Origin of the sequence: Caballeronia sp. ATUFL_F1_KS4A (assembly GCF_023630905.1) — a bacterium.
Taxonomy (GTDB): Bacteria; Pseudomonadota; Gammaproteobacteria; order Burkholderiales; family Burkholderiaceae; genus Caballeronia; species Caballeronia zhejiangensis.
In genome coordinates, this window is sequence record NZ_JALQEB010000055.1 from 1 (window position 1) to 608 (window position 608).

General features: G+C 63.7%; 1 protein-coding gene. It reads right to left on the reverse strand.

Annotated elements, in window-relative coordinates:
- Positions 1-608, reverse strand: a 608-nt coding sequence (gene tssJ, locus NCS03_RS31010) for a type VI secretion system lipoprotein TssJ (protein WP_250530507.1), incomplete at both ends; no start/stop codon positions are given.

The window sequence follows — 608 nt, forward strand, 5'->3', positions numbered from 1 at the left end:
GAAAGCAACCCGCCGGCGCTCGTCGAGAGCGAACTTGCGCTCGCTTTGGCGCTTGTGAGCGCGTCGGTCGCCGTGTTGACGCTCTGCGCCGCCGCTTTGCTCGCGGCGGCGGCTCCCGAGACACTCGACGCCGCCGACGCGGCAGCCGCCCCGGCGTTCGATACGGACTGCTGCGGCGCATCGCGTTTCACGGCTTTCGGATCCGCACCTTCGAGCACGAGCAGATTGCTCTGCACACTGATTCTCACCGGATCGGTGTCCTTCCACCGCTTCTTCGGAATCAACAGCTTCCACACGCCGTTGCTGCTCGGCGAGCGGAAGAACGCCACTACGCCAACGTACTCGGCGTCCTTCTGCATCGGTTCGGCAACGCTCGCGCTCGCGCCCGGGCGCAGCACGACGTCCTTGGTGGCGACGAGATCCGTCTTGAGCAGTTCGAGATCGGCGTTCTGCAACTGGACGTATTCGAGTTGCGCGAAGGTCTTCGAATCCTTGAGTTGATAGAACCGCACCACCGTCGAAAGCGGCTGGCCGGTCGCGTTCTCGTTCAACGCGGCGCGACCGTTCAGTTCGACGTTCATCGACTTGACTTGCGTGGTGAAGAGCCA